The sequence below is a fragment of the Specibacter sp. RAF43 genome (genome assembly GCF_052114065.1).
In the GTDB taxonomy this organism is placed as follows: Bacteria; Actinomycetota; Actinomycetes; order Actinomycetales; family Micrococcaceae; genus Specibacter.
The window spans coordinates 32,993-58,534 of sequence record NZ_JBFREA010000007.1 but is presented as its reverse complement, the minus strand read 5'-3'; the positions used below and the strand labels follow the sequence as shown (position 1 = coordinate 58,534).

The 25,542-nt window shown below is 67.9% G+C and carries 24 protein-coding genes; 14 read left to right on the top strand and 10 right to left on the bottom strand.

All coding sequences use genetic code 11. From position 1 onward, the window contains the following. Positions 1–168 precede the first annotated feature (168 nt). The 3 genes from AB4Y80_RS06055 to AB4Y80_RS06045 are packed head-to-tail and all read left to right on the top strand — an operon-like array spanning position 169 to position 5,124. Positions 169–1,224 (top strand): AAA family ATPase, encoded by a 1,056-nt coding sequence (locus AB4Y80_RS06055; protein WP_442212692.1) that lies wholly within the window; start codon positions 169–171, stop codon positions 1,222–1,224. A gap of 10 nt (positions 1,225–1,234) precedes the next feature. Further along, a complete protein-coding gene (locus AB4Y80_RS06050; RefSeq protein WP_442212690.1) occupies positions 1,235–2,602 on the top strand; it encodes a DUF58 domain-containing protein in 1,368 nt (455 codons plus the stop codon). Continuing rightward, on the top strand, positions 2,599–5,124 hold the full coding sequence (locus AB4Y80_RS06045; protein ID WP_442212687.1) for a transglutaminase TgpA family protein: 2,526 nt from the start codon (positions 2,599–2,601) through the stop codon (positions 5,122–5,124). The genes AB4Y80_RS06050 and AB4Y80_RS06045 overlap by 4 nt, the downstream gene beginning before the upstream one ends. A gap of 92 nt (positions 5,125–5,216) precedes the next feature. Here AB4Y80_RS06045 and AB4Y80_RS06040 read toward each other — a convergent pair whose 3' ends face one another. Beyond that, on the bottom strand, positions 5,217–6,713 hold the full coding sequence (locus AB4Y80_RS06040) for an NAD-dependent succinate-semialdehyde dehydrogenase (RefSeq protein WP_442212686.1): 1,497 nt from the start codon (positions 6,711–6,713) through the stop codon (positions 5,217–5,219). 219 nt (positions 6,714–6,932) lie between these two features. After that, positions 6,933–7,823, bottom strand: a complete 891-nt coding sequence (gene rsmI, locus AB4Y80_RS06035) for a 16S rRNA (cytidine(1402)-2'-O)-methyltransferase (protein ID WP_442212684.1) — start codon at positions 7,821–7,823, stop codon at positions 6,933–6,935. A gap of 46 nt (positions 7,824–7,869) precedes the next feature. Here rsmI and AB4Y80_RS06030 point away from each other — a divergent pair, with 46 nt between their 5' ends. After that, positions 7,870–9,555: a dolichyl-phosphate-mannose--protein mannosyltransferase gene (locus AB4Y80_RS06030; RefSeq protein WP_442212754.1), complete on the top strand. Its 1,686-nt coding sequence runs from the start codon at positions 7,870–7,872 to the stop codon at positions 9,553–9,555. Between the two features lie 22 nt (positions 9,556–9,577). On the opposite strand, the gene AB4Y80_RS06025 is transcribed toward AB4Y80_RS06030, so the two are convergent. Both AB4Y80_RS06025 and AB4Y80_RS06020 read right to left on the bottom strand, forming a co-directional pair. Further along, a complete protein-coding gene (locus tag AB4Y80_RS06025; protein WP_442212682.1) occupies positions 9,578–10,609 on the bottom strand; it encodes a TIGR01906 family membrane protein in 1,032 nt (343 codons plus the stop codon). 101 nt (positions 10,610–10,710) lie between these two features. Next, on the bottom strand, positions 10,711–11,703 hold the full coding sequence (locus tag AB4Y80_RS06020; RefSeq protein WP_442212680.1) for a stage II sporulation protein M: 993 nt from the start codon (positions 11,701–11,703) through the stop codon (positions 10,711–10,713). A gap of 44 nt (positions 11,704–11,747) precedes the next feature. Here AB4Y80_RS06020 and AB4Y80_RS06015 point away from each other — a divergent pair, with 44 nt between their 5' ends. From AB4Y80_RS06015 to AB4Y80_RS05975, 9 genes are all read left to right on the top strand, one after another. Beyond that, a complete protein-coding gene (locus AB4Y80_RS06015; RefSeq protein WP_442212678.1) occupies positions 11,748–12,551 on the top strand; it encodes an RDD family protein in 804 nt (267 codons plus the stop codon). A gap of 511 nt (positions 12,552–13,062) precedes the next feature. Then, a complete protein-coding gene (locus AB4Y80_RS06010) occupies positions 13,063–13,269 on the top strand; it encodes a Flp family type IVb pilin (RefSeq protein WP_442212676.1) in 207 nt (68 codons plus the stop codon). Positions 13,270–13,349: 80 nt separating this feature from the next. Continuing rightward, entirely contained in the window at positions 13,350–13,745 is a 396-nt protein-coding gene (locus AB4Y80_RS06005; RefSeq protein ID WP_442212674.1) for a TadE/TadG family type IV pilus assembly protein, read from the top strand. Beyond that, the gene (locus AB4Y80_RS06000; RefSeq protein ID WP_442212672.1) at positions 13,733–14,758 is read left to right on the top strand and encodes a pilus assembly protein TadG-related protein; all 1,026 of its coding nucleotides are present in this window, start codon (positions 13,733–13,735) and stop codon (positions 14,756–14,758) included. Before AB4Y80_RS06005 ends, AB4Y80_RS06000 begins: the two co-directional genes overlap by 13 nt. Positions 14,759–14,771: 13 nt before the next feature. Continuing rightward, positions 14,772–15,515, top strand: coding sequence for a Flp pilus assembly protein CpaB (gene cpaB / locus AB4Y80_RS05995; RefSeq protein WP_442212670.1), 744 nt, complete (start codon positions 14,772–14,774; stop codon positions 15,513–15,515). Further along, on the top strand, positions 15,512–16,711 hold the full coding sequence (locus tag AB4Y80_RS05990) for an AAA family ATPase (protein WP_442212668.1): 1,200 nt from the start codon (positions 15,512–15,514) through the stop codon (positions 16,709–16,711). The genes cpaB and AB4Y80_RS05990 overlap by 4 nt, the downstream gene beginning before the upstream one ends. Continuing rightward, on the top strand, positions 16,708–18,117 hold the full coding sequence (locus AB4Y80_RS05985; RefSeq protein WP_442212666.1) for a CpaF family protein: 1,410 nt from the start codon (positions 16,708–16,710) through the stop codon (positions 18,115–18,117). The genes AB4Y80_RS05990 and AB4Y80_RS05985 overlap by 4 nt, the downstream gene beginning before the upstream one ends. A 2-nt stretch (positions 18,118–18,119) precedes the next feature. Beyond that, positions 18,120–19,052 (top strand): type II secretion system F family protein, encoded by a 933-nt coding sequence (locus AB4Y80_RS05980; RefSeq protein ID WP_442212664.1) that lies wholly within the window; start codon positions 18,120–18,122, stop codon positions 19,050–19,052. A gap of 15 nt (positions 19,053–19,067) precedes the next feature. Continuing rightward, entirely contained in the window at positions 19,068–19,967 is a 900-nt protein-coding gene (locus AB4Y80_RS05975; protein WP_442212662.1) for a type II secretion system F family protein, read from the top strand. A gap of 3 nt (positions 19,968–19,970) precedes the next feature. Here the strand turns inward: AB4Y80_RS05975 and AB4Y80_RS05970 are convergent, their stop codons facing one another. The 6 genes from AB4Y80_RS05970 to AB4Y80_RS05945 form a co-directional block, all read right to left on the bottom strand. Then, positions 19,971–20,474 (bottom strand): prepilin peptidase, encoded by a 504-nt coding sequence (locus AB4Y80_RS05970; protein ID WP_442212660.1) that lies wholly within the window; start codon positions 20,472–20,474, stop codon positions 19,971–19,973. A 45-nt stretch (positions 20,475–20,519) separates the two neighbouring features. Beyond that, entirely contained in the window at positions 20,520–21,758 is a 1,239-nt protein-coding gene (locus AB4Y80_RS05965; RefSeq protein WP_442212658.1) for an Ig-like domain-containing protein, read from the bottom strand. 104 nt (positions 21,759–21,862) lie between these two features. After that, positions 21,863–22,696 carry an MBL fold metallo-hydrolase gene (locus tag AB4Y80_RS05960; protein ID WP_442212656.1) on the bottom strand — a complete coding sequence of 278 codons (834 nt, stop codon included), beginning with the start codon at positions 22,694–22,696 and terminating at the stop codon, positions 21,863–21,865. 8 nt (positions 22,697–22,704) lie between these two features. Further along, positions 22,705–24,216, bottom strand: coding sequence for an adenosylhomocysteinase (gene ahcY / locus AB4Y80_RS05955; protein ID WP_442212654.1), 1,512 nt, complete (start codon positions 24,214–24,216; stop codon positions 22,705–22,707). Positions 24,217–24,291: 75 nt separating this feature from the next. Further along, positions 24,292–24,471 (bottom strand): hypothetical protein, encoded by a 180-nt coding sequence (locus AB4Y80_RS05950; protein WP_442212652.1) that lies wholly within the window; start codon positions 24,469–24,471, stop codon positions 24,292–24,294. A gap of 66 nt (positions 24,472–24,537) precedes the next feature. After that, on the bottom strand, positions 24,538–24,912 hold the full coding sequence (locus AB4Y80_RS05945) for a DUF3499 domain-containing protein (protein WP_442212650.1): 375 nt from the start codon (positions 24,910–24,912) through the stop codon (positions 24,538–24,540). 65 nt (positions 24,913–24,977) lie between these two features. Here AB4Y80_RS05945 and AB4Y80_RS05940 point away from each other — a divergent pair, with 65 nt between their 5' ends. Further along, a complete protein-coding gene (locus tag AB4Y80_RS05940) occupies positions 24,978–25,535 on the top strand; it encodes a metallopeptidase family protein (protein WP_442212648.1) in 558 nt (185 codons plus the stop codon). Positions 25,536–25,542 lie beyond the last annotated feature (7 nt).

Below are 25,542 nucleotides of genomic sequence, written 5' to 3'. Positions count from 1 at the left end.
GCGGTGGCGCGTCATCACATTTCAAACGCCACTTGGACCATCCGACAATATACTTGGTCCATGGGACACACCAGGTGTTGTCACTGGAGCAGGAACAGGTAACGTGGCTMACACTGAGATTGCAGCATTGATCTGTGGCCGGTCTGAAAATGACCTGAAAGGTTGGGCATGCAACCGCGCGAAACGTTGACCGCCGCAGGGCGCACCGGCACGCACCCGGCCATGGATGCGGCCCGGTTCGCCGGGCTCAGCCGGGACATCATGGCGGCCATGAACACCGTGATCGACGGCAAGGAGGAGGCCGTGGCCCTGGCGCTGACGGTGCTCCTGGCCCGTGGCCACCTGCTGCTGGAGGATGTGCCGGGCGTCGGCAAGACCCTGCTGGCCAAGACGCTGGCACGGACCATGGACTGCTCCGTGAGCCGGATCCAGTTCACCCCCGACCTGCTGCCCAGCGACATCACCGGCGTCTCCATCTACAACCAGTCGGCGCAGTCCTTCGAATTCCGCCCCGGCGCCGTGTTCGCCAATCTGGTCATCGGCGATGAGATCAACCGGGCGTCCGCCAAGACACAGTCCGCGCTGCTGGAATGCATGGAGGAGCACCAGGTCACCGTGGACGGCACGTCGTACCGGCTGCAGGAACCCTTCATGGTGATTGCCACACAGAACCCGATCGAGATGGAAGGCACCTACCCGCTGCCGGAGGCGCAGCGCGACCGCTTCATGGCCCGCATCTCCATGGGCTACCCGGACACCGCCGCCGAGCTTGCCATGCTCGAAACCCACCAGTCAACCAACCCCCTGGACGCGGTGGCGGCGGTGGCCTCCTCGGCCGACGTGGCCGCCATGCTCGAGGTGGTGGCCGCCACGCACGTCTCCGCCGCCGTCAAGGACTACACCGTGGCGTTGGGGCAGGCCACGCGCACCAGCACCGCGCTGCGGCTCGGGGCCAGCCCGCGGGCGCTGCTGCAATTGCTGCGCGCCGCGAAGGCCGCCGCCGCGCTGGCCGGGCGCGACTTCGTACTCCCGGACGACATCCGCGAGCTGGCCGAGCCCGTGCTGGCCCACCGGCTGATCGTCGAACGCAAGGCCGCCAGCCTGGGCACCACCGCGGCCGGCGTCATTGCCGACGCCCTGGCCCGGCTCCCGGTGCCCGCCACCGCGGCACAGAACGGATCGCCGGTGACGGCCCGGACGAATTCGGCGTACCGGGGGCGGTAGGCGGGTACCGATGAGCTGGCTTCCGCAGTATTTCTTCCGCCCGCGCGGCTGGCTGCTGATCGCCGCGGGGCTGGCCGCCGTCGCCCTGGCCCAGCTGCTGGGCCGCCGCGACCTGCTGGTGATGGCCGTGTTCCTGATCACCCTCCCGCTGCTGGCCAGCGCCGGCCTCCACCTGTTCAAGCCGGGTTTCACGGTGCGTCGGAGCTTCTCCCCCGCCTTTGTCGAGACCGGCACGACGGCGACCGTCACCGTGGACGTACACGGCTCGACGCCGGGCGGGGCGAGGGCGCGGATCATCGAAGTGCTGCCGGCGCACCTGGTCGACGTGCCGTCCTTTGACTACCCGAACTCGGTGACGCCGCGCGGACTGCTCAGCCGGTACAGCTACGTGCTGCGCCCCAGCCGCCGGGGCCTGTTCACGATTGGCCCGCTCACCGCCAAATTCAGCGACCCCTTCGACGTGGCCCTGCTGCGGCGCGACCTGGACCGGGGCGACGTTTTGACCGTCGCGCCCGCCGCCGTCCCGCTGCCGGAAATCTCGCTCACCGGCGGCCGCGGCCAGGACGGGTCGCGCAGCACCCGGCAACAGGCAAGCCCGAGTGACGATGATGTCATGACCCGCGAATACCGGTACGGGGACCCGCTGCGCCGCGTGCACTGGCCGGCCACCGCCCGGCAGGGCAAGCTCATGGTCCGCGCTGAGGAGTCCGTGACCACCCCGGAGGCCGCACTGGTACTGGACCAGCGGCTGCGGGCGTACGGCGGCTCGGACAAGACGGCGCCCAAGTCCGGCGCCCTGGTCACCACCCCGGCGTTTGAATGGGCCGTCACGGCCGCCGTGTCCGTCGCCGCGCACCTGCTCGAACGCAGCTACACCCTGCGCGTGCTGGACCATCAGGGCCGGCCCGCCTTCCTGACCTCCCGCTCCGCACCGGAAGCGGACCGGGAGGACTTTGCCGGGCAGCCCGGGGCCATCGCCATCGCGCAGTCGCTGGCGGCCCTGGACCTCTCGGGCGGCCTCGAGGATGTCCCGGCGCCCCCGCTGGCCGACACCCTGGCGGACAAGCTCATCCAAACCCGCCGCCGCGGCCCGGTCATTGCCATCACGGGTGTGCTGACGGAGGCGGACGCCATGGTCCTGTCGGCGGCCATCGAGGCGGCCGAGGGCGCGTTTGCGTTCCTGGTCTCCAACCACCCGGCGGACGTTGCCGAACCCCTGAACATCTTGCGCCGGGCCGGCTGGCAGGCCGTGGCCGTCCGGCCGGCGACCGCCCTGCTGGAAGCCTGGCTGGCGGTGGATCTGCCCTCGCCGCTGACCACGGTTGCCGCGAGGCACCCCCGACACGGCGAAGGCGCCGTCCGCGGGAGCCGGCCATGACGGGCACCGTGCGCGGAACCGTCCGGGACCCGGGGCGGCCGCCCGGCGCCCGGGAGGGTCCGGAGCAGCACCCGCGCCCGTCCTGGCAGCAGCTGGTGGGCCCGCAAGCCACCGGCCCCGCCCGCTGGGTCCTGGCCTGTGCGGTCTTCGGCGCCGTCATGGCAAGCTCGCTGAGCCTGTACGGCGTGTTGCTGGACTTCCGCTGGTTCCCGCAGGCGGCCACCGTCACGGCCTTCACGGCCTTCGCCCCGGCCCTCATCCGCCGGTTCGTGAAGTACAGCGTGCTGGCCCCGATCTTCGCGTTCGCCGGCTGGATCGTGAGCCTGACGCTGGTCTTCTTTGCGCACACGGCCTATCTGGGCCTGATCCCGTCCCCGCGCACGGTGGCCGCCGCCCGGGAGCTGTTGCAGGGCGCCGGGCAGACGATCCTGGTCAATACGACCCCCGTCCCGACCGACGACGGGATCACGTTTGTGATCTGCGCCGGGCTGGGCTTCGCCGCCCTGCTCATCGACACGCTCGCCATCACCATTGCGCTGCCGGCGGCCAGCGGAATCGGCATCCTGCTGGTCCTGCTGCCCCCGGCCCTGACTACCGATGAATCCATCAGCACCATGGGGTTCATCGGCGCCGCCGCCGGATTCATGCTGGTCCTGGGCTGTTGCCGCTGGTACGCCCCGGACGGGAAGCTGCGTCCCGCCGCCAACCGGGCCCGCAGCGGGACCTTCGTCCGCGCGGCCGGGCTCGGAGCCGTCGTCGTGCTCCTGATGACGCTGCTGCCCCCGGCCATCCCCGGGTTCACCCACGGCCTCTTCCCGGAGGGGACCCGCGTCGGAAACCCCGGGGACGTCTCCGGGCTGGATCCGATGATCTCCCTGGGGAACAGTTTGCGGGCGCAGTCCGGGCGGGTGAACTTGACGTACCTGACGGACTCGGACACGCCGCTGTACCTGCGGCTGAACACGCTGGAGGACTTTAGCGGCAAGACCTGGCGGCCCTCGCCCATCCCCTCCGACCTCAGCTCGGATCTGGCGGCGATCACACCGGACTTTGGCCCCAATCCCGTGGTGCCGACCACCAAGACCCTCACCGCCATCGACTCCGTCTACCTGACCAGCCACTGGCTGCCGGTCCCCTATGCCCCGACGAGTGTCGAGTCCCTCTTTGGGCGGTGGACCTGGAACCCCTCGACGCTGGCGATCAACGGCGAGAACATGACCACCGGCGGGCAGACATATATCGTCCACAGTGAGGCGCCGAAGCTGAGCGTGGACATCCTGGAGGCGGCCGTGGGCAAACCGCGCGCCGGCCTGGATCCGATTTTCACCAGACTGCCGGACAACGTCCCCGACATCATCGGCAAGACCGCCCGGGACGTGGCCGGCGGCAAGACGACCCCGTTTGACCGGGCGCTGGCCCTCCAGAACTACCTTCGCTCCAGCCAGTTCACCTACAGCGAGAAGACCCCCGTCCAGGAGGGCTATGACGGTGCGGGGCTCAACGTGCTGGCGAAGTTCCTCGAGGTCAAGGCCGGCTATTGCGTGCATTTCTCCGCCGCGATGGCCGTCATGGCCCGCGAGCTGGGCATCCCGTCGCGCATCGCCGTGGGGTATGCGCCCGGGCAGCGGACGGCGGCCACCGGGCGGGTGTTGGGCAAGGATCTCCTGGGTTTTGAGGTGGTGGGGCGCGACGCCCACGCCTGGCCCGAACTGTACTTCGAGGGGCTGGGCTGGGTGCCGTTTGAACCCACCCCGTCCCGCGGCGCCGTCCCGCCGTACGCCCAGATTTCCGGCGTCGGCGGGCAAGGCATCGGCAGCGGGGACCTGCTCAATGGCGGCGTGCCCCGCGCCACCGGCTCCGCCGCCCCGTCCGCCACCGCCACCGCCGCGCCGCCGGCCGCCGTGCCGCAGACGCCGCCGCAGGCCAGGACAAGCGCCTCGGTGGTGGCGGTGCTGTTGATGCTGCTGCTCTTCAGCGCCCCCGCCTTCACCCGGGTGCTGGTCCGACGCCGGCGCCTGGCCCTGGTGCGCGGCGGCGGCCGGCGGGAACGGCCGGCGCCCCGGCGCGGATTGCGGACGGGGCGGGCCACGGGCGCCTCCGGAGCGGAGCGGGCCGGCGGCACCGACGTCCCGCAGGATGGCGGCGGGGGCCTGGCAACACTGCAGCTCGTGGCGGCCGACCCACGCGATGCCCCGGAAATCTTGGCATGGCGGGAGCTGGTGGACACGGCGGTCGACTTCGGGCACACGCCCGATCCGTCTATGACGCCCGGGCAGCAGGCTGCCCGGATCCGCACCATGCTCGGCGGGAACGGCCACGGGGGAAGCTACGGGGGAAGCGTTGACGCGGTGCGCGCGGCGTTTGAGCGCGCCGTGTACGGACCCGCCCGCGCGGGCGGGGACGGGCGGGATGATCTCGCCGACGCCGTGGAAGACGTGGCGGCGGCCCTGACGGCCCGGGCCACCGCCGGGGCGCGCGTGCGCGCGATGGCGATCCCGGCGTCGCTCTTCAAGAAGACCTAAGCCCCGCCCGGGCAGGGTGGATGGCCGCAAAAAGGCTCCGACCGGTCGCCCGGCGGAGCCTTTTGCATCGCGTGCGGCGGGTCCTCCGACCGCTAGGCGTTGTGCGGGTTCGGGAAGCCGATGTACTGGGTGTACTGGTACTCCTCGATACCCTCCAGGCTGCCTTCGCGGCCCAGGCCGGACTGCTTGACGCCGCCAAAGGGGGCGGCGGCGTTGGAGATGACCCCGGCGTTCAGGCCCATCATGCCGGTTTCGATGCGGTTGGCCATGCGCAGGCCGCGGGCGTAGTCCTTCGTGAAGACGTAGGCCACGAGGCCGTACTCCGTGTCGTTGGCCAAGGCGACGGCCTCGTCCTCGTTCTTGAACGTGACGATCGGGGCGATGGGGCCGAAGATTTCCTCGGACAGGATCCGCGCCCCGGGCTCCACATCCTGCAGGACGGTGGGCTGGTAGAAGTAGCCGGGGCCGTCCACGGGGGCGCCGCCCACAATGGCGCGGGCACCGTCGGCGAGCGCGTCCGTCACCAGCGAGTGGACCTTCTCGCGGCTCTTGGCGTCGATGAGCGGGCCAACCTCGGTCGCCGGGTCGGTGCCGCGGCCGATGCTCAGGGCACCCATCTTGGCGGCGAACCGGGTGGCGAATTCCTCCGCGATCGACTCGTGCACCAGGAAGCGGTTGGCGGCGGTGCAGGCCTCGCCCATGTTGCGCAGTTTCGCGGCCAGGGCCCCGTCGACGGCGGCGTCGAGGTCGGCGTCCTCGAATACCAGGAAGGGGGCGTTGCCGCCGAGCTCCATGGAGGTGCGCAGTACGTTGGTGGAGGCGTCGGCCAGCAGGCGCCGGCCCACGGGGGTGGAGCCGGTGAAGGAAAGCTTGCGCAGGCGGGTGTCCTTGATCAGCGGCCCGGTCACCGCGCCGGCGGTGGAGGTGGCGATGATGTTCAGGACGCCGGCGGGCAGCCCCGCCTCGAGCAGGACCTGGGCGAACAGCTGGCTGGTCAGGGGGGTCAGGTTCGCGGGCTTGAGCACCATGGTGCAGCCGGCGGCGATGGCGGGGGCGATCTTGCGGGTGGCCATGGCGAGTGGGAAATTCCACGGCGTGATCAGCAGGCAGGGGCCCACCGGCTTCTTCGTCACCAGGATCTGGGCGGTGCCTTCGGGATTGCCGGAGTAGCGGCCAAAGGAGCGCACGGCCTCCTCGGAGAACCAGCGCAGGAACTCGGCGCCGTATTTGACCTCGCCGCGGGACTCGGCCAGCGGCTTGCCCATCTCCAGGGTCATCAACAAGGCGAAGTCCTCGGCGCGGGCCGTGACCAGCTCGAAGGCCTTCCGCAGGATCTCGGCGCGGACGCGGGGGGCGGTGGCGGCCCATTCGTCCTGGGCCGCCACGGCGGCGTCCRGGGCGGCGACCCCGTCCTCGGGGCCCGCGTCGGCCAGGGCCAGCAAGACCTTGCCGGTGGCCGGATCCTCCACGTCAAAGGTCTTGCCCGAGGCGGCGGCACGCCACGTGCCGTTGATGAGCAGACCCGTCGGGACGCTCGCCAGCAGGGCGCTTTCACGTTCAGTCAGCTCTGGTGCATCGGTCACGGTCATGATGACTCCCTTGTCGTTAAAAAATGCCTGTCGTAAAAATGCCGGCCAGGGCATGCGCCCACGGCGGAATGGCGGCTGGTCACGCCTTCACTTCACGGTAGTTCCCCGCGGCTTAAAGTGTCTACGCATGCGCGCACTACCAAATCCGCTCCCCACTGTGCATTTGTACAACGCGGGCGGGTGCTGCCGGCGGGCCGCAAGCTACCCCCCGGCGGCCGCCTATCCGCGGGCGGCCAGCACGGCGCCGTAAAGCTCGCGCTTGCTGACGTGGACGTCGTGGGCCACCAAGGCCACGGCCTCCTTCATGCGCAGGCCCTGGCCCATGAGCTCGTTGACTGCGGCCACGTGGTCCTCGGGCGTGCCGGGAGCGGCCTCGGGCGCACCGGCCACCACCACGACGATTTCGCCGCGGATCTCGGCGGCCTCGGCCCATTCCAGCAACCCAGACAGCGGCTTGCGGATGACCTCTTCATAGGTCTTGGTCAGTTCCCGGCACACGGCGGCCGCCCGGCCCGGCCCAAACGCGGTGTGCAGGGCGCGCAGCATGACCTCGAGCCGGTGCGGCGCCTCAAAGAACACCATGGTCCGGCGTTCGCCGGCCAGCTCGGAGAGCCGTCCGGCCCGCTCCCCCGCCTTGCGCGGCAGGAACCCCTCAAAGCAGAAGCGGTCCGTGGGCAGCCCGGACAAGGCCAGCGCCGTGAGCACGGCGGACGGGCCCGGGGCGGCGGTCACGCGCACCCCGGCGGCCGCGGCCGCCTCCACCAGTCGGAATCCGGGGTCGGACACCGCGGGCATGCCGGCGTCGGTCACCATCAGCAGGACCTTCCCGGACTGCACCTGGGCCAGAAGCTCGGGTGTCTTGGCCGCCTCGTTGTGTTCGTGGTAGCTGATGATCCGCCCGGTCACCTGAACGTCAAGGGAGGTGACCAGCCGGTGCAGCCTGCGGGTATCCTCCGCCGCCACGATGTCCGCCGAGCCCAGCCAGGAGATGAGCCGGGCGGAGGCGTCACCCATATTGCCAATGGGGGTGGCGGCCAGCACGATGTACCCGGGCCCGCCTTCGATCGGGATGGCGGGCCCGCTGGCGCCGCCTTGCTGGTCTTCTTCCATAGACACCAGCGTAGTTGGCCGCGGCCGCCGGCCCGCACTGGGTAGCATTGGCAGGGTGCAACCCACCGTCACCCGAGAGGCACCGGACACCCCGGACACACCCGCCGCGGACAGCCCCGCCCCCCGGTGGCTGCGGGAGCCGGTCGCGGCCTTCACGGCGCCGGGCCTGCGTGGGCGGCTGATCGGGGATCTCGCCTCGTGGGCCGCCACGCCGCCGAGCCTGCGGCTCTGGTTTTGGCTCGCCCCGGCGCTGACGGCGATCATCGGCGCCGTGCTGCGGTTCATCCGGCTGGGCCAGCCGGCGTCGTTGGTCTTTGACGAAACGTATTACGTTAAGGACGCCTACAGCTACCTGCAAAGCGGCTACGAACGCAATTGGGGGACCAAGGCCAACGAATTGTTCAACCGGGGCGACTTCTCCGGGATCCAGACCACCCCCGAGTATGTGGTGCACCCGCCGGTGGGGAAATGGATGATCGCGTTCGGGATGTGGCTCTTTGGCCCGGACAACACCTTTGGCTGGCGGTTCTCGGCGGCGCTGGCGGGCACCGTGTCCATCTTCCTGCTGGCGCTGATTGCGCAGAAGATGTTCCGCTCCACCATCCTGGGCGCCGCGGCCGGGCTGCTGTTCGCGGTGGACGGGCACGCCATTGTGCAGTCCCGCACGTCCCTGCTGGATGTGTTCGTCATGTTTTGGGCGCTGGTGGCCTTCGGTGCGCTGGTCATGGACCGTGATGACGGACGACGCCGGCTGGCCGCCCGGCTGGCGGCCCTCACCTCCCCGGACGGTACCGTCCCGGCCAGGCACCTGCTCTACGGGCCGTGGCTCGGGGTCCGCTGGTGGCGGCTGGCCGCCGGCGTGGCGCTGGGGCTGTGCATCGGCACCAAATGGTCCGGGCTGTTCTTCCTGGCCGCGTTTGGCCTGATGAGCGTCGTGTGGGACCTGCAGGCGCGCCGGATCGCGGGGATCAGGTACTGGGTCACCGGGGCGCTGCTGAAGGACGGGCCGCTCGCGTTTGCCAGCATGGTGCCCGTGGCCGCCGTGACCTACCTGGCCTCATGGTCGGGCTGGTTTCTCTCCAGGGACGCCTACGACCGCATGTGGGCCGCGTCGAATCCCAGCGACACCTGGGGGTGGGTGCCGGCGTCGCTGCGCTCGCTCTGGCACTACCACTCCACCGCGTACTCGTTCCACACGGGGCTGAGCTCGGACCACCCCTACAAGGCCAATGCGTGGTCCTGGTTTGTGATGGGCCGCCCGACGTCGTTCTTCTCCGCCTACCCGACGAAGGGCCAGGACGGGTGCACCGCGGACAAATGTGCGGCCATGGTCACCAGCGTGGGCAACCCGCTGATCTGGTGGGGCGGGTCACTGGCCGTCCTATTTTTGATCGGCGTGTGGCTGGCCAGGCGGGACTGGCGCGCCGCGGCCATCCTGGCGGGTTTCGCGGCCGGGTTCGTGCCGTGGTTGTTCTACCCCACCCGGACCATCTTCTTCTTCTACGCCATCGCGTACGAGCCCTTCATGATCCTGGCCGTCGTCATGGTCCTGGGGCTGGTGCTGGGCACCGCGGGCGACCCCCCGTGGCGCCGCCAACAAGGTGCCCTGTTCGCCGGGATCTTCCTGATCCTGGCCGTGGCGATCAGCGCCTACTTCTACCCCATCTGGGCCTCGGAACTGATCCCGATGGACTACTGGCGCCAGCACATGTGGCTGCCGAGCTGGATCTAGCCGCCCCCGGCTGCGAGGTGGGCTACGCGGCCGCCGCGCGGCGCCCCGGCCGGCGGGACTTGGCCACGGCCGCCCGGCGGTCCCGGGTGGGCCAGGTGAACGCCATGGTGAGGGAGGAAACCGCCAGCACGAACGCGCCGATGAAGATCCCGGAATCGAGCCAGAACTGGCTCGGGAACAACCGGATCAAGGTGTCGTCCGTGTAGAACGTCCAGGTGCCGTTGGCGAAGAAGATCTTGTGGAAGTCGGCAAAGAACGTTTCCCACCCCATGAAGGCCAGCACGCCGAGGCTGATGATCACCGCCAGGGTGGCGATGGATCCGGCGAACAGGCCGCGCCGGACCCCGCCGCTGCTGCGCCGGGACAGGTACATGATGGCGATCACCATGCCAATGGCCAGCACGGCGCCGGCCAGGAAGGCCAGGTCGATCACGGATTTCACATCCGCCATGTGTGCCACCTCGCGGGGCAGGAACAAGGGATCACCCTTGTCATTGACCAGGCCCCCCAGGTAGCGGGGACCGGTGAAGTTCAACAAGTAGTCCACCGTGTAGGAGCCGTAGGTCATGCGGTCATCGGTGCTAAAGCCAAAGGAGTCCGCGGGAAATCCGGGCCGGTGGTACTCCACCCACAGGAATACCGACGTCGTGACGAGGCGGATCGAGAGCACCAGCAGCACCACGGGGTAGAACACGGCCAGGAGCACCTGGAAGACCCTCGGCAGCACCGGCTTGGTATTGGCCGCCTGGTCGCGGGCCGCCAAACGGCGCTCCACTTCCTCCTGCGGCGGCCGCAGTTGGAGCATGGTGGTGGGTGAGGATTCCACAAAATCGTCCCCGGCAGCCCCGGCCTCCGCGTCGAGGGGCAGCTGGGGCAGCCGTCCCGCCGGACGCATGGGTTCGCCCGCTCCGCCGTCGGCCGGCCGGTCGATCTTGATCCGCGCCGCGCCGCCCGGGGCTTCGGTGAGGGTTGCCGGAATCCGGGGCGTCTGGGCCGGCGTCCCGTCGGTCGATGCTTGCCGGCTGGGGTCTGCCGGTGTCTGGTTCTCGGTCACCTTCGAAGAATACCCGCCGCCGGCCCGCCGCCGGGGGTGCCACCCCGGGGACGGGCCAAACTCGCAGGGCATTCACAGCTTGCCGGCGCCCCGGGAGGTTTCTAGGCGGAAAGCTCGACGGCGCCGGCGTCGTCCGCGTCCATCTCCCCGCGTTCCCCGGCCAGGTAGGCCCTGCGGCCCGGCACCAGCGCGTAGGCCCAGTAGGCGGCCAGGACCGCGGCCCCAATGGCGATTTTGGCCCACACCGGCAGCTGGCTCGGGGTCACGAACGCCTCCACCAGCCCGGAGGCCAGGAGCACGACCACCAATCCGAGGGCCACGGTGACCAGGGAGCGGCCCTCGCGGGCCAACGCGTCGAGGCGGCTGCGCGGGCCGGGACTGACCCAGGAGAAGAAGATGCGCAGCCCGGCGGCGGAGGCAATGAACACCGCGGTCAGCTCCATGAGCCCGTGCGGGAGGATGTAGCTGAAGAAGACGTCGCCGCGGCCGTAGGCGACCATGACACCGGCGGTCATGCCCACGTTTTGGGCATTGACGAACAGTTGGTACGGCACAAAAATCCCGGTGACGCCCAGGGCCACGGATTGGGCGGCAATCCAGGCGTTGTTCGTCCAGACCGCGCCGGCGAAAGAGGCGGCCGGGTTCTCGGAGTAGTAGTTGATGAAGTCATGGTTCACCAGTTGCTGCAGTCGCGCGTCGCCGCCCATGGCCGCCAGGACGCCCGGGGTATTTGCCGCCCAGGCCCCAAAGAGCACGCTGACGAGCACAAACACGGCGCCCACCACCACCGTCAGCCAGCGCAGGCGGTAGAGGGCGGCCGGCAGCGAGCAGGCAAAAAAACGGGCCAGATCACCAAGAATGTTGGACCGGGCGCCGGTGAACCGGGTGCGGGCATTGGCCAGGACCGCCGACAGCGAACCCGAGAGGGCACTTTCCGCGGCGACGGAGCGGAGCAGGGACAGGTGCGCGGAGACGCTTTGGTAGCGTTCGAGCAACTCGTCGGCCTCGGCCCCCGTGAGCCGGCGTTTCCGGGCCAGGGCGGCCAGCCGCTCCCATTCCGCCCGGTGCACGGCGGTAAATGCATCCAAGTCCACGTGCCCAGCATAACCGCCGCCCGGGCCGTGGCTAGACTGGGGAAATGTCCGCGATCATCACCGGCGAGGCCGTCGTCCTGGAACTGCGCCCGGCCTCCTTCGCGGCCCGGTCGGTGGGCGCCATCATCGACGTTCTGGCCGTCGCATTGCTGGCAGTCATCGCGTTTCTTGTGCTCGGCGCCGTCCCGGTCCTGGTGGATTCGGCCGCCGCGCGCTCGATCACCCTGCTGGCCGCCGTCGGCCTGTTGGTCGTGCTGCCCATCGCCGTGGAGACGCTGACCCGGGGGAAGTCGCCGGGCAAGCTGGTCATGGGCCTGCGCATCGTGCGCGACGACGGCGGCTCCATCCGCTTCCGGCAAGCCCTGGTCCGCGGGCTGGTGGGGTTCTTTGAGATTTACCTGACCCTGGGTTCGGTGGCGTTCCTGGCGTCCCTGTTCAACGACAAGTCCAAATGCCTCGGCGACATGCTCGCGGGCACCTACGCCATTCGCGACCGGGCGCCCCGGACGCGGCCGCTGCCGGTCAGCACCGCACCCCACCTGCAGGCGTGGGCGGCGCTGGCGGATATTGGCCGGCTGCCCGATTCCCTCGCCCGGCGCATTTCCACATTCCTGCGCCAGGGCGGGCAAATGGCGCCGGCCTCACGGACCGCCCTGGGTGCTGACCTGGCAGCGGAGGCGGCACGGTTCGTGGCCCCGCGACCGGCCCCGGGCACTCCCCCGGAAATGTTTCTGGCCGCGCTGATCTCCGAGCGCCGCGACCGCGAATTCCGACGCCTCACGCTGGCCCAGGAACGCACCGAGCGGCTGCGCCGACAGGTGCGCCGCCACGGCGTCGGGTCGCCGTAGCCCCTCACGCCGCCCAAAGCGGGAATCACAGGCCCCGGGCTGAACTCCGGCATTTTTGACACTTATGACAGGGCGCTTTACGGGAACACGCATGGATTTTTCGCCGCCGCAAACTAACCTGACAAAAATTCACCGAATTAGCCGGCAAGCTGACCGTTGTGTCAATTTCCGCGCAAATGGGGACCGGCCCGCAGGGAACCAAGTATGCCACAGCGCCGGGGTAAGTAAGACCAAGTACCCGCCGACCCGCCGTACCTAAAAAAGTCGGGTACTTGGTACGCTACTTACTTTTTTCCCCAAGATGTCTAGTTGATTTTCACCGGGGATGATTCACCGGTCACCAGGGCCAAAGCTTGTTGGCTTGATCTTTGGTTTCAAATAAAAATTTGGTCTCACCTAAATAATTGGTCTCAATCAATCGTTTGGTCTCAAACTAAATACTTTGATCTCAAAGGCATTGTTGACGAGCTTTGGAAACATGAAGAGTGTTTCTAAAGTAAAGGAAAATGCAATGTTGAAGCTCTACGTAACCATGCAGAACATGTTCGTTGCCGGCGTCGACCGCGTCCGAGACGGCGAGCGGGGGGCAACCGCCGTTGAGTACGGCATCATGGTCTCCCTCATTGCCGTCGTCATCATTGGCGTAGTGGCGGCGATCGGAACGAATCTCACGAACGTTTTCGGAGAGGTGCGCGACCACCTGGTCGTGGCGCCGTAACCATCCCGCAGGCCACCGCGGAGGCGGCCCCAGGACATCTGAGGCCGCCTCCCCTGCTTTCCCGCTGGGAGGAGAGGGCAATGAAACGCACAGGTTCGGAGCGAGGCGCCGCGGCGGTGGAATTTGCCCTGCTGCTCCCGATTTTGCTTTTGCTGGTCATCGGCATCATGGAGTTTGGCCGGGCGTTCAACGTCCAGATCTCCGCCAGCAACGCGGCCCGCGAGGGCGCACGCTACGCGGCAGTCCACTACGCCGAGGCCGGCTTCACCAACGGCGCCGCCCAGGCGGCCGCCCTGGCCGCCGCGCCAACCCTGCCGGCCGGCACCCCCGTCACCATCACCTACTCGGCGGGGGCCTGCTCATCCGGTTCCACGGTAACCGTCAGGGTCGTCACGACGCCAGGTTGGATGACGGGCTATCTGCCCTTCCCGGCACCACAGATCACCGGAGTGGGAGTCATGCAATGCGGCGGCTGAAGGGGCTCCGCAGAATAGACGGTCCGGACAACGAGCGCGGCGCATCCGCCATCATGGTGGCCCTGCTGATGGTTGCCCTGCTTGGCTTCGCCGCCATCTGCGTGGACGTGGGCATGATGTATGCCGAGCGGGCCCAACTGCAAAACGGCGCGGACTCGGCCTCCCTGGCGGTGGCCAACGATTGCGCCAGCGCCCGCACCTGCGGGGACGCTCTAACCACCGCGGGTACGTATGCCAATGCCAATGCCAACGACGGCGCTGCCCGCACCAACTCGGTCACCTTTCCCACCACCAACAGCGTCCAGGTCGACGTCTCAAGTCGGGACGGCGCCGGCAATAACTTCATCCGGCTCGCGTTTGCCAACATCTTCGGCATCGGCACGGCCGACGTCGGCGCCACGGCCACCGCTGCCTGGGGACCGCCCACGGCCGGGACGGCGTTGCCGTGGACGTTTGGAAAGTGCGTCTTCGACCAGAGCCTCACCGCGGCCCAAAAGGCGGAGCTTGAGGCCACCGGCAATTTCACCGGCAATCCCGACAGCGCCCGCGTATTGCTCCGTTCGGACCAAAACGCCAACTATCCGGGGTGCACCGCCGCACTCGGCTTCCCCACCGGAGGTTTTGGTTGGCTGGACATCGAGGGTGGCCAGTGCCAGGCAACCATTGACGTCGGCACCGGGAAGGCCGGCAGTTCCCCCGGGAACAACTTCCCCGGCGTGTGTGCAGCCGTCATGCCGACGCTGTTGACAAAACCGATCCTGGTCCCCATCTTTTCGACATCAAGCACCACCGGCGGCCAACATGCCACCTATCAAATATATGGGTTCGCCGCCTTCCAGGTCACCGGCTGGAAATTTAATCCGAATAACCACGCCGATAGCCTCGCACCGAGTTGCACGGGTAACTGCCGGGGCCTTTTTGGATATTTCACCCGCTTTGTTTCGCTTCAGGAAGGATTGGTCCCCGGGACCGGCCCCAACTTGGGTGGAAGCATTGTCCGATTGATCAAGTAATTAGGAGCTAAAAGTGAAAACACGCCTGCTGGGGGGCGTTGCCGCATTGGTGCTAGCCATTGTGGGTGCTGTCCTCCTTGCCACCTACGTCCAAGCCGCGGACACCCGCGCCCAGGCCGGCCTGAGTCCGGTGGAGGTATTGATCGTCCAGCAACCCATCACCGCCGGCACGGCCGTGGACCAACTCAAATCGCTGGTCAAGGCTGAATCAATTCCCCGGACGGCCGTCGCCGAGGGGGCCGTCACGGATCTCTCATCCTTCAGCGGGAAAGTTGCCGCCGTGGCACTGGTCCCGGGCGAGCAACTCCTGGCCAATCGCCTGGTCAACCCCGACAGCCTCCTGGCCCCCAATCAGGTGGATGTCCCCAAGGGACTCGAGGAGGTCACGCTCAAGCTGGCACCCGAGCGGGTCCTTGGCGGCCAGCTGCGGGCCGGGGACACGGTGGGACTGTTCATCTCCTACAATGACGGCGTTGCACCCGGCACGAGGGACGTGCAAGCCACCAAGTTGCAATTCCACAAGGTCCTGGTGACCCGGGTGGGCACCGGCACCACGGCACCATCGGACGGCGCCACGGCGCAAGGACCACCGGCCGGCTCGGGCGAGGGCATCTTCATCACGTTGGCGCAGTCAGGCGCCGATGCGGTGAGAACGGTGCACGGCATCGAATTTGGCAAGATCTACCTCTCCAGGGAAAACGCCGACTCCAACCCCGCCCCCGTGAATACCCTGCATAAGGATGGCGTATTAAAGTGAGCCGCTTCATCATCATCACCACGGTCGCCGAATTCGATCAACGCGTCCGTGCCGCAGTTGCCGGAGGCCTGCACGGGAGCGTGCAGACCCTGCCGGAATCGGCCATCAACGGAGCGCCGCAGGACATCGTGCACCAGGATCCGGGTGAGCCGCCGGAGGTCATCATCCTCGGCCCGGGGGTGTCCGTCGATGAGGCGCTCAAGCTGGCCACGGTGGTCGATCTGCAGTTCCCGGAAATCAGCGTCATTCTGGCCGCAGACGCGGCTGCGAACGTGGTGCTGACCGCCATGCGCTCCGGCATCCGGGACATCCTGAGCCCGGGCGCAGACATCCCCACCATCCGGATCTTGCTGGAACGGGCCTGCCTGTCCGCGGCCAGCAGGCGCCGCGGACTGTCCACGCCGGCCAATTCCGTGCGGGAGACCGGGCGCATCATTGCCGTCATGTCACCCAAGGGCGGCGTCGGGAAAACCACCATCGCCACCAATTTGGCGGTGGGACTGGGACAGATCGCGCCCATGGGCGTGGTGATTGTGGATCTGGACCTCCAGTTCGGCGACGTTGCCTCGGGGCTGTCCCTGGACCCGGAGCATACGTTGTTGGATGCCGTGACGGGGGCGGCGGCGCACGACGCCATGGTGCTCAAGGCGTTTCTGAGCGTTCACTCCGGCGGCGTGTACGCGCTCTGTGCGCCGCGAAACCCCAGCGAGGCCGATCTTGTCACGGCCGACCACATCCGCCGATTGATCGCCCAGCTTGCCACCGAATTCAAGTACGTGGTCGTGGACACGGCTCCGGGCCTGAGCGAACACGCCCTGGCCACGCTGGAGCAAGCCACGGACGTTGTCTGGGTGCTCGGCATGGACATCCCGAGCATCAAGGGACTGCGCACCGGGCTGGGCATACTCGAGGAGCTGGGCCTGGTGCCGCAAGTTCGGCACGTGGTGCTCAACTTCGCCAACCGCCACGCCGGTTTGAACATCCAGGACGTCGAGGCCACCATCCGCATCCCCGTGGACGTGGTGGTCCCGCACTCATCAGCCATCCCGTTTGCCACCAACAAGGGCGTGCCGATCCTGCAGGAGGGCGTGCGGAACGCAGCGACCAAGAACCTTCGCCGGCTGGTGGAACGCTTTGAACCCGATTGGGGCTCCCAAACACACAAGAGACTGCATCGACGGGCGGTGGTGTCATGAATCTCTCAGAGAGGTTGAATGCGGCCAGGGGTTTCGTCCCCATCGGCGAAACAAGCGACCTCAAGTCGCACCCGGCGCCGCTTCCAGCCCCCACCCACGTGACGGCCTCCACAGCCGGCACGACCCTGGCCGGCCTCAAGCATCGTGCCGGGGAGGCCCTCTTCGAGCGGATGGGTGGGCGCCTGACGGACCCAAACCTCTCCGAGGAGGATCTGCGCAAGTCCGCCCGGGAGGAGCTCAGCCAAGTCATTGACGAGGAACAGGTTCCATTAACCCCGGAGGAACGGCGCCGGCTGATCCGGGAAATTGGAGACGACGTCCTGGGATATGGGCCGCTACAGGCGTTGCTCGAGGACGACAGCGTCACGGAAATCATGGTCAACCAGGCAGATCAGATTTACGTGGAGAGGAACGGGCAGCTGACCCTGACGGATTCGACGTTCGCCACCGAAACGCACCTGCGCCGGGTCATTGAGCGAATCGTCTCCAAGGTGGGTCGCCGGATTGACGAGTCGTCGCCCATGGTGGACGCCCGCTTGGAGGACGGCTCGCGCATCAATGCGATCATTCCCCCGCTGGCGGTCAATGGACCCTCGCTGACCATCCGCAAATTCAGCCGCGTTCCCCACACCGTGCAAAACCTGGTCGACTTCGGCACCCTGACCCCCGAGATGGCCGAACTACTGAGCGCGTGTGTGCGGGCCCGGCTCAATATCCTGGTCACCGGCGGAACCGGCACCGGCAAGACCACGCTGCTGAACGTCCTGTCCGGTTTCCTCCCGGCGGATGAGCGGATCGTCACCATCGAGGACGCGGTGGAATTGCAGCTCCAGCAGCACCACGTGGTGCGACTGGAAAGCCGGCCGGCAAACATCGAAGGCCGGGGCGCAGTCTCCATCCGGGACCTGTTGCGGAACTCGCTGCGCATGCGCCCCGACCGGATTGTGGTGGGCGAGGTTCGCGGCGGAGAGGCACTGGACATGCTTCAGGCGATGAACACCGGCCATGACGGTTCCATTTCCACCGTTCACGCCAATTCTCCCCGGGATGCCATTGCCCGCCTGGAAACCTTGGTGCTGATGGCCGGCATGGATCTCCCGCTGCGCGCCGTGCGCGAACAGATTGCCTCGGCGATCAATCTGATTGTGCACCTGAGCCGGCTCCGCGATGGAACGCGGCGAGTCACGCACATTACCGAGGTGCAGGGCATGGAAGGGGAGGTCGTGACACTCCAGGACGCTTTTGTGTTCGACTACGCCGCGGGCATGGACAGCACGGGCAGGTTCCTGGGCAAGCCGGTACCCACCGGGGTTCGGCCGCGTTTTGTGGATCACTTTGCCGAGCTCGGCATCACCATCCCGGCCAGTGTCTTTGGCGGCCGGCCGCAGCCAACAAGGAGTTGGTAGCCATGCCCGCCATCCTTCCCATTGCCGGCTTTGCGCTCTGCCTGGCCGCGCTGACGGTGGTTCTGCTGGTGGTCCTTAGGCCACGGAGGTCAGCGGTCTCCGTGGACCGGCGACGACCCTTCGGGGACACCAGCCGGACGGCTTTGGGCAGCCTCACGGACTCCACGGTCGCCGTGCTGGAGCGGACGGTCGGCGGCGGCCCCTACAGCCGTTCGAAGCTGGAGGACGCCGGGCTGCGCCTGCCGCCGTCCAATTTCCTGATCCTGGTCATTGCGGCCGCGGCGGTCCTGGGATTGTCGGGCCTCCTGCTCGGCGGGACGGGGCTCGCCCTTGTGCTCGCTCTCGCGGCGGCAGTGGGCGCTTGGGCGGCCCTGACCGTGCTCGCGGATCGACGCCGGACCAAATTTGACCAGCAGTTGGGGGACAACCTCATGCTCATCTCCGGCGGCCTCCGCGCCGGCCACAGCGTGGTGGCTGCGATCGATGCGGCGGCCAGGGAGGCCCCGGTTCCGTCGTCGGAGGAATTCGCAAGAATCGTCAACGAGGCGCGCATTGGCCGCGACCTGGAGGCGGCCCTGGCGGACACCGCGCACCGGATGAAGAGTGAGGACTTTGCCTGGATCAGCCAGGCCATCCAAATCAATCGCGAAGTGGGCGGGGATTTGGCCGAAGTCCTGGACCACGTGGGCGAAACCATCCGCGAGCGCGGCGAGATCAAGGCACAAGTTAAGGCCCTGAGTGCGGAGGGCAAATTGTCCGCCCTCATCCTCATGGCACTGCCTTTCGGGATCGCGTTAATGCTGATGGTGGTCAACCCCCAATACTTGAGTGCCCTGACAACGCACGTGCTGGGTTGGGTGATGCTCGCCGTCGGGGCGGTCATGATGGTCATCGGCGGCCTGTGGATGCGCAAAATAGTCCAGATCAAGTTTTGAGAGGGTGCAACGCATATGATCGCACTTCCCGGGATCTTCATTGCAGCCGTGGTGCTGCCGATCGGTTACCTCGCCTGGTCCTTCATCAGCGTGGACACCAAGTCCCTGTTGGTCATCCGCAACAACCTCACCCGGGGTGTGGAGGCAGGCCAGGCCGCTCCGGCCTTTGGTGAGAAGGGCATGCCGGAGGTGGCCCGACGGTTCACACCCGCCGGCTACACAGCCAAACTGGACAAGCTGCTGGCCCGCGCGGGGCGTCCGGCCACGATGCCGCTGGCCCGGCTGCTGGTTGCCAAGCCGCTGCTGGCACTTGCCGGTGCCGCCGTGGGCATCCTGATGACGGCCATCCAGCCCGGGGTGAGAATGGTCCTGCTCGCCCTGTTCCTGACGTCCCTGTGCTATTTCATTCCGGACCTGCTGATCCTGAGCAAGGCCCAGGAACGGCAAAAGGCCATCCAGCTTCAATTGCCGGACACGCTGGACCAAATGCTGATCTCCGTCGAAGCCGGCCTGGGTTTTGAGAGCGCAATGGCCCGGGCCGGCGCCAACGGGCGCGGGCCCATGGCCGAGGAACTCGTGCGCACCCTGCAGGACATGCAGATGGGCCGCGCCCGTCGCGACTCCTACCAGGCGCTGGCCGACCGTTCCACGGTGCCGGAGCTGAAGGGTTTTGTCCGGGCCGTGGTCCAGGCGGACGTTTACGGCATCGGCATTGCCAAGGTGTTGCGCACCCAGGCCAGGCAAATGCGGGTCAAGCGCCGCCAGCGGGCCGAGGAAAAGGCGATGAAGCTGCCGGTGCTGGTGCTGTTCCCGCTGCTGTTCTTCATCTTCCCGACCCTGTTTATCATCATCATGGGGCCGGCGGCCATCAACATGATCGAGGTCTTCAGCCAAGGCGGCGCGCTGGGCGGGTAGCCTTCAGCCAATCACCAGCTGCACCAGGGCACCGGCCAGCATGAACGGTCCGAAGGGGATCTGGGTCTTGGCGGTGCCGCGCCGGCTGGCCATCAACGCCAGCCCCCAGAGGGCGCCGAGCACGAACGCCAGGAAGGTGCCGTACAACAACGCCGGCCAGCCGATGAACCCCAGGTAGAGACCGAGCACAAACGCCAGCTTCACGTCGCCATAGCCCATGCCCGCGGGGTAGATGAGACGAAGCACCACGTAGATAGCCCACAGCACCGCTCCCCCAAGGATCGTGCGCAGGGCCGCCGCGCCGTCGCCCGCCACCAGGCACGCCACCAGCAGCAGCGCGCCGGCAATGGCCGCCGACGGGAACACGATCCTGTTGGGCAGCACCTGATGCTTAATGTCGATGACGGTCAACCAGGCCGCCATGACCAAAAAATACAGGCCGGCGAGCAACACCAACCAGAAAGCAACAGGGGCCTCCGCCCACAGCCGCGCAAGTTCTGTGATCATGGGCCCGATGCTACGGCATTCGGGCCCATGATCAGCGGAAGGCCGCTAGCGGTGCGCGTACTGGTTGAAGGGGATGTTCCAGTCGCCAAAGCCGTCAGTGGGGGCGATGGTCTCGTTGGGGCTGCCGACCACCTTGACCAGGTCCCCGGTATGCATGTTGTTGAAGACCCACGAGGCGCCCTCGGCGGACATGCCGATGCACCCGTGGGAGAGGTTCGCCCGGCCCAGGAACGGGGCCGCCGAGGCGGTCGCCTGGTGGATGAACTCGCCGCTGGGCGTCAGCCGGGTGGCGTACTCGACGTCGACCTCACCGTAGTTGGCCGGGTCCCCGGGCTTGAGCCCGATCGTGGACGCCACAAATCGGGCGTGGCGCTGCTTGTCGCTGAGGATCACCAGGTAGCCGGACGCCGACGGGAAGCGGGCGTCGCCCATGGTGACGGGGTATTGCTTCACCAGTGCGCCGTTGATGTAGATGCTGGCCTGCAGGTTCGCGGCGTCGGCCACCATTTCCACCCGGTTGCCGATCTGGACGGTGTTGGTCTTGCTGAAATTGCCGATCTGGCCGTTGCCGAAATCCACCCCGAACAGGTCCATCTTCACGGTGATCTTCGTATTGGCGGCCCAAAAGTCGGCGGGGCGGTAGCGGGCCATGGTGTCCGAGTACCAGCGGAAGGCACCCTTCTGGCCGGAGGTGGCGCTGACGGTGATGGCCTTCTCCACGGCTGCCTTGTTGGTCACGGGCTCGCTGAAGGTGAACTGGAGCGGCTGCGCCACACCCACCGTGGCCCCGGCGCTGGGGAACATCACCAGGTCGGCCTCATTTTCCGGCGGGACCGTGGTGAAGGAGGTGGTTTCCGTGGACCGGGTGCCCGCGTCGTCCTCCGTGGTGACGGCCAGGGTGTACTTGGTGTTGAACTTCAGCGGGCCCTGGGAGATCCACTTGGTGTTGCTGATGAAGAGCTCGCCGTCGGTGGTGGTGCCGGTGTCGGTCTCCTTCAACACGGTGCTGTAGATGGTGCCGTTCTTCACCTGGGCCACGACGGGGGCACCGGGGTTGACGAATGTTGCCGCGTTCGCCGGGGTGACGGACAGCTCCGACGGCACCGACGGGGTAGGGGTGGGGGTGGGCGACGCGCTGGCCGACGCGGTCGCGGCAGCGCCGGGCAGCCAGGTGTTCGCCGTGGCGGCACCCACGCCGCCGCCGGCAAAGGCCAAGGCGACCAAGGAGATCAGGGCGATCTTCCACCCCTTGCGGGGGGTCTTGGTGTCTTGCAGGTCAGGCATTCAAACTCCCCATTCGGTGCGCGCCGTCGGCGGATGAGACCCCTGTGCCGCGCACGGCTAACTCCCCATTTTAGGCCACGATCCGGCCGGAACCGGCCCACAACCTACGTTGCCGGGTTGCGATTGCGTAAATAATCCAGCTGGGCCTCCACCGAGAGCCGGGCGGCCCCCTGCACATTCTCCGGCACCTGGGCATACACCACGGCCGTCACCGCCGCCGCGTCCGGCGCCGTCCCGGTCGTCCGGAGCAGGTGTTCGACGGCGGCGCTGACCTGGGCCAGCCGCTCAGCACGGTGCGCCCGGTAGGCGGCGGCGGCCGCGGCCAGGTCCGCCAGGACGGGGCCGTGCCCGGGCAGTGCGGCAACGGACCCCTGGCCCGGTCCGGCTCCCGGCCCGGCGCCCAGGGCCGCGAGCGTCTCCAGCGAGTCCAGGTAGTCCCCCAGCCGGCCGTCCGGGTAGCAAATCACCGTGGTTCCCTGGCCCAGGACGGTGTCCCCGGTGAGCACCTGGCCGGGACCGGCGTCGTCCCGCAGGTGAAAGCAGACCGAGTCGGAGGTGTGCCCGGGGGTGGCCACGACGGCGATGTCCAGGCCCGCGGCACGGATACGCTCACCGCCGGCGAGCGGCGCGCCGGCGTGGCAGAAGGCGGGGTCGGCGGCCCGCACGGGGGCGCCGGTGAGCTCGTGGAGCCGGGCGCTGCCGTCCGTGTGGTCGGGGTGGCGGTGCGTGACGAGGATGAGCTCCACGCGGCCGGCGGTCGCCAGCGCCGCCAGGTGGTCCTCCAGCAGAGGGCCCGGGTCAACCACCACCACGGGCAGGCCGGGCGCGGCGGGATCGGTGGACAGGACGTAGCTGTTGGTGCCGTCCAGGGTCATCGGGCCGGGATTCTGCGCACGGAGCAGGCGGCTGTGCGGGCCGGTGATCTGCCAGGATGCCACGGGGTCTCCTAGTAGCGGTAGTGGGCGGGCTTGAACGGACCGGCCGGGTCCAGGTCAAGGTAGGCGGCCTGGCTGGGGGTCAGCTCGGTTAGCTCCACGCCCAGCGCGGCCAGGTGCAGGCGGGCCACTTTCTCGTCCAGGATCTTGGGCAGCACGTAGACGTCGTTGATGTACTCGAGCTCCGGCAGGTCCTTCTTGGTGAAAATCTCCACCTGGGCGATGACCTGGTTGGTGAACGAGTTGCTCATGACGAACGACGGGTGGCCGGTGGCGTTGCCCAGGTTGAGCAGGCGGCCCTCGGAGAGCACGATGATGGAGCGCTCGTTCTCACTGCCCGCCTCAAAGACCCATTCGTGGACCTGCGGCTTGATCTCCACCTTCTGCACGCCATCGATCCTGGCCAGCCCGGCCATGTCGATCTCGTTGTCAAAGTGGCCCACGTTCCCCACGATCGCCTTGTTCTTCATCTTGAGCATGTCCGCGGCCAGGATGATGTCCTTGCCGCCGGTGGTGGTGATGAAGATGTCCCCCTGTTCCAGGACGGTTTCGAGCCGGGCAACCTGGTAGCCGTCCATGGCGGCCTGCAGCGCACAGATGGGGTCGATCTCGGTCACGATCACGCGCGAGCCCTGGCCGCGCAGCGCCTCGGCGGCGCCCTTGCCGACGTCGCCATAGCCGCAGACCACCGCGACCTTGCCGCCGAGCAGCACGTCGGTGGCGCGCATCAGCCCGTCCGGCAGCGAATGGCGGATGCCGTACTTATTGTCAAACTTGGACTTGGTCACCGAGTCGTTGACGTTGATGGCCGGGAAGAGCAGTTTGCCCTCGGCGGCCAGCTGGTACAGGCGGTGCACGCCCGTGGTGGTTTCCTCGGTGACCCCGTGAATGCGCGCGGCGATGCGCGTCCACTTTTGCGGGTCGGCGGCCAGGGACTCGCGCAGGGCCGCCAGGAAGACGGCGGCTTCCTCGGAGTCCTCGGCGGTGGTGTCCGGGACGGCCCAGGCCGCCTCAAATTCGACACCCTTGTGGACCAGCATGGTGGCGTCCCCGCCGTCGTCCAGGATCATGTTGGGCCCGCGCAGGGACGGCTTGGCCGGGTCTTCGTCCACGCCGGGCCAGGTGAGGATTTGCTGGGCCGTCCACCAGTATTCCTCCAGGGTTTCGCCCTTCCAGGCAAACACGGGCACGCCCTGGGGGTGCTCCGGGGTGCCGTCGCCCACCACGATCGCGGCGGCGGCCTCGTCCTGGGTCGAGAAGATGTTGCAGGAGGCCCAGCGGACCTCTGCGCCCAGCGCCGTCAGGGTCTCGATGAGGACGGCCGTCTGGACGGTCATGTGCAGCGAGCCGGCGATCCGGGCGCCCTTGAGCGGCTGGCTGTCCGCGTACTCCTCGCGCAGGCTCATCAGGCCCGGCATCTCGAATTCCGCCAGCCGGATCTGGTGCCGTCCGGCGGCGGCCAGGGTGATGTCCGCAATCCTGTAATCGTCGGGGCTGAGGGTTTGGCTGGGGATGGCACTCAAGAAATTGTCCTTTGCATGGGGGGCGCGGGTGGTGGCTGGGTGGCTGCGGCCGGGCGGGCCCGGCCCGCGGGCTCTCTAGCCCGGCAGCTGGTCGGGGCGCAGCAGGAGGGCAATGCCCTCGTCAATGGCGTAGCGCACGGGCTGGCCGTCCGCTCCGGGCGCTGTGCTCAGAAGTTCATCGCCCTGTTGGATCAGCGTCGAGCCGGTCACGGGGCAGCGCAGCACCGCCAGCAGGTCTTCACTCATTTTCGCCATGGTTTAATCTTCCGGTTCGGGGGCTGTAGCGACGGGCCGTCCGCGTGACGGCACCGTGACAGCAGTCTAGTCGCGCAGGATGCGCAGGTGCCCGCGCCGGCCGGCGGCCTCGACGGGGCGCTCCAGTGTGCCGCGGGGTTCGCGCTGGACGATCGGGCCCTCGGGATCGGCCTTGGCGGCCTCGCGCACGGCGTCGGCCAAGGCCAGCAGGTCGTCGGGGCCCGGGGCGGGCGGGGTGTCCGAACGGGCCAGCCGGATGACTTCCCAGCCAAGCGGGACGGTCAGCCGGGCGGAGTGCTTGGAACACAAGTCGTAACAATGGGGTTCGGCGAAGGTGGCCAGCGGGCCCAGGACGGCGGTCGAGTCCGCATACACGTACGTCAAGGTGGCCACGGCCGGTTCCCGGCAGGCCGATCTGGTGCATTGACGAAGAGTTCCCACGATTCCCAAGGTTACTCGTCTTTGGCGCATTTCCCCTGCACGGCTCACACGCATACAGTGAAATGATGCAGTTCAATGCGCAGGAACCCGGGTTTGTGGTCTCCTTCCGGGCGGATCCGGCGACCAGTTCCGAGGACCATCGGGCGGGCGCCGGGCCGGCGCCGGCCGCGGGGCGGCCCTTTGTGCGCCGTCGCCGCAATCGGCACGGGCGGGGGCTGCGCGGGTCCGTCATGCCGGCCGGTGTCCCCGGTTTCCGGACCCGTGCGGAAAAGTTTGACGACCTTGTCATGGAGTCCGCCGAGCGGCTGATGGAACTCTGGGGTGCCGCCCTGGAGAACGTGGAGTACCTGGTGGAGGAAGTCCCCGACCAGTTGGAGGCGCTCATCGCCGCCGGTTCCCAGGCCCCGCTGGGCAGGTGCGAGCCGGCCGTTGTCCCGTCCGGCGATGATCCGGGGCGCCAGTCCGTCATCATTGTCTACCGGCATCCGGTGGAGGCGCTCTGTGATGCGCCGTGGCAAACCCGCGAGCTGGTCCACGAGGTCCTGATCGAACAGGTCGCGGGCCTGCTGAACATCGACCCCGATGCCGTCGACCCGCTGTTCCGCCGGTTCCGCGGCAACTGACGCTACC